The 3,162-nt window shown below is 72.5% G+C and carries 3 protein-coding genes and 1 pseudogene; 3 read left to right on the top strand and 1 reads right to left on the bottom strand.

Going from position 1 to position 3,162, the window contains the following annotated elements; all coding sequences use genetic code 11:
- Positions 1 to 422: DUF4190 domain-containing protein (locus GTW43_RS18585; RefSeq protein ID WP_237536681.1), on the top strand; the 422-nt coding region annotated here is incomplete at its 5' end.
- A gap of 19 nt (positions 423 to 441) precedes the next feature.
- Here the strand turns inward: GTW43_RS18585 and GTW43_RS18580 are convergent.
- Positions 442 to 999 (bottom strand): NADAR family protein, encoded by a 558-nt coding sequence (locus GTW43_RS18580; protein ID WP_161303141.1) that lies wholly within the window; start codon positions 997 to 999, stop codon positions 442 to 444.
- 264 nt (positions 1,000 to 1,263) lie between these two features.
- Here GTW43_RS18580 and GTW43_RS18575 point away from each other — a divergent pair, with 264 nt between their 5' ends.
- Both GTW43_RS18575 and GTW43_RS18570 read left to right on the top strand, forming a co-directional pair.
- Positions 1,264 to 2,814 carry a gamma-aminobutyraldehyde dehydrogenase gene (locus tag GTW43_RS18575; RefSeq protein ID WP_161303139.1) on the top strand — a complete coding sequence of 517 codons (1,551 nt, stop codon included), beginning with the start codon at positions 1,264 to 1,266 and terminating at the stop codon, positions 2,812 to 2,814.
- A 52-nt stretch (positions 2,815 to 2,866) separates the two neighbouring features.
- Positions 2,867 to 3,162 (top strand): annotated as a pseudogene (locus GTW43_RS18570) (spermidine/putrescine ABC transporter substrate-binding protein); the annotation flags it as partial.

The raw sequence follows: 3,162 nt of genomic DNA, 5'->3' as shown, positions 1-3,162 counted from the left end.
GCGGCCCGGTCCCGCCGCCGCCCGTCTCGCCGGCCGGTCCGGGCCTGCCGCCCGCGGCGTACGGCGGCTACCCGGGCGGTCCGCAGCAGACGCCGTACGGGCAGCCCGCGCAGCAGCCGCTGGCCGCCTATCCCGCGGCGCCCTACGGCTGGCAGGGCGGGATGCCCGTGCAGCCGAGCAACGGTCTCGGGATCGCGGGCATGGTCACCGGCATCGTCTCGGCGGTGCTCTTCCTGTTCTGGCCGGTCGCGATCATCGCGGGCATTCTCGGCATCGTCTTCGGCGCCATCGGCCGGGGCAAGGCGAGCCGCGGTGAGGCCACCAACGGGGGACAGGCGCTCACCGGCATCATCTGCGGTGCCTTCGGGCTGGTGATGGGCGTCGCGTTCCTCGTGTTCGTCATCGTCCTGAGCACGCGGTAGGTCCCCGCCCCGGCGCCGGTCAGGCCGCCGGGGCCGCCAGCTCCCGCCGGGCCGCCATCAGGGCGAAGCCCAGGAGATTGGGGCCGCGCCAGCGGGCCGGGTCCGCCGCGGCCGGGTCGTCCGCGGCGAGGCCGATGCCCCACACCCGGTCCAGCGGGCTCGCCTCCACCAGGACGCGCTCCCCGGTGCCGAGCAGGAAGTCGCGCAGCGCCGGGTCCGAGCCGAACTTGTGCAGGCTGCCCTCGACGACCACCCGCAGCCGCTCGCGCCGCCACACGGTCTCGTCGAAGCCCTTGACCAGCCGTCCCGCCTTCTTGGCCTGCGACGGGTGGCCGGCCTCGACCGCTCTGCGCTCCGCCTCGGCGTCCCCGAACACCCGGGCCTTGCCGGCCATCATCCAGTGCTCGGCCGTCGCGTACTCCACGCCGTCCACCGTGAACGGGGAGGGCCACCACTGGCTGAGGCAGCTCGCCCCGAGCCGGCCGTCGGCGCGCGGGGTGTGCCCCCAGAAATGCAGATACTTCACGCGCGCCCCCGCCGCCAGCGCGCTGACCAGTGATTCCCTGCTGTCGATCATGTCTTCTGCCCCCGTGCCGGATCCCGTGACAGCCGTGCGTCACTCATGCACGCGAGTCTGGCACGCACCACTGACACACCGTCCTGGGTTTTCCAGGTGCACTCGACACCTGGTCGACAGATTCCGTCGCGTAACCAAAAGGCAACAACGGAATCACTTGTTGGGGTGCCGACCCTCTGTCAGGATCGGCACTCAAATCGAGCTGGAGCCACGCCGGGGCCCGCGGGACGGGTGGCCGGCGGAGGAAAGCGAGAGCGAGCACTCATGCACAACCCCACCTCGGCCCACGCCCCCGCGGCGAAGACCGTCGCGGCCGCCGCGCAGGAACGCTTCGCCGAAGGAGCCAACCTCGTCGCCGGACGCCTGACCCCCGGCACGTCCGGCCGCAGCCACGCCGTCGTCGACCCCGCGACCGGCACGGACGTGTACACGTACGAGCTGGCCGGGCCCGACGACGTGGACGCCGCCGTCGGCGCGGCCCGCGACGCCTTCCCCGGCTGGGCGGGCGCCACCCCGGGCGAGCGCTCCGACGCGATGCACGCCTTCGCGGGCAAGCTCGCGGAGAAGGCCGAGGAGTTCGCGCTCCTGGAATCGCTCCAGTGCGGCAAGCCGGTCAAGCTCAGCCGCGAGTTCGATGTGCCCGGCACCGTCGACAACACGGCGTTCTTCGCCGGCGCCGCCCGTCACCTCCAGGGCCAGTCCGCCGGTGAGTACAGCGGCGACCACACCTCCTACGTACGTCGCGAGCCGATCGGTGTCGTCGGTTCCATCGCCCCCTGGAACTATCCGCTCCAGATGGCCGCGTGGAAGGTCCTGCCGGCCATCGCCGCGGGCAACACCATCGTCCTGAAGCCCGCCGAGCTGACCCCGCTCACCTCGCTCCTGTTCGCGCAGGCCGCGACCGAGGCGGGCATCCCGGACGGCGTCGTCAACGTCGTCTCCGGAGCGGGCCGCGACGCCGGTGAGCACCTCGTCGGCCACCCGGACGTCGCGATGACCTCCTTCACCGGCTCCACCGGCGTCGGCAAGCGCGTCGCCGAGATCGCCACCGCCACCGTCAAGCGGCTCCACCTGGAGCTCGGCGGCAAGGCCCCCTTCGTGGTCTTCGACGACGCCGACCTCGACGCCGCCGTGCACGGCGCCGTCGCGGGCGCCCTCATCAACACCGGCCAGGACTGCACCGCCGCCACGCGCGCGTACGTGCAGCGTCCGCTCTACGACGCCTTCGTCAGCGGCGTCGCCGACCTCATGGCCACGGTCCGGCTCGGCGACCCGTTCGCCGCCACCACCGACCTCGGCCCGCTCATCTCGCACGCCCAGCGCGACCGCGTCGCCGGTTTCGTCGACCGTGCCCGCTCCTACGCGCGCGTGGTGACCGGCGGCGAGGCCCCCGGCGGCGCCCTCGCGGACGGCGCCTACTACCGGCCGACCCTCGTCGCGGACGCCGCCCAGGACAGTGAGATCGTCCAGTCGGAGATCTTCGGCCCGGTCCTCGTGGTGCTCCCCTTCGACAGCGACGAGGAGGGCATCCGGCTCGCCAACGACACCCCCTACGGGCTCGCCGCCTCGGCCTGGTCCACGAACGTGTACCGGGCCAACCGGGCCACGCGCGAGATCAAGGCCGGCTGCGTCTGGGTCAACGACCACATCCCGATCCTCAGCGAGATGCCGCACGGCGGGTACAAGGCGTCCGGCTTCGGCAAGGACATGTCCGCCTACTCCTTCGAGGAGTACACCCAGATCAAGCACGTCATGTTCGACAACACCGCGGTCGTCGCGAAGGACTGGCACCGCACGATCTTCGGGGACCGATAGCAGCCCGGCCGCGGCGCCGCCGCGGCCGCCATCCCGAAAGGGCAGCATGCGCATGGAGCAGTTCGAGCCCCACCTCCCCCGAGCTCTTCGAGCAGGGTGGTACCCCCTCTCCCCGGCCCAAAGGGCCGCCATGCGGCGCAGCTTCACCAACGGCAGGGCCGCGATGTCCCGCCGGTCCCTGCTGCGCGCCTCCGCGGGCGGAGCGTTCGCCGTCGGCGGTCTCGGCGCGCTGACCGGCTGCGGCATCCCCGCCGCGAGCACGTCCCAGGGCGGCGGCACGTCCACGGACCACTCGGCGAAGGAGAAGGTGGTCAACTTCTCCAACTGGACCGAGTACATCGACATGAA

The sequence above is a fragment of the Streptomyces sp. SID5785 genome (assembly GCF_009870065.1).
In the GTDB taxonomy this organism is placed as follows: domain Bacteria; phylum Actinomycetota; class Actinomycetes; order Streptomycetales; family Streptomycetaceae; genus Streptomyces.
The sequence above is the reverse complement of the archived record's forward strand: the minus strand, read 5'-3'. Positions and strand labels throughout refer to the sequence as shown.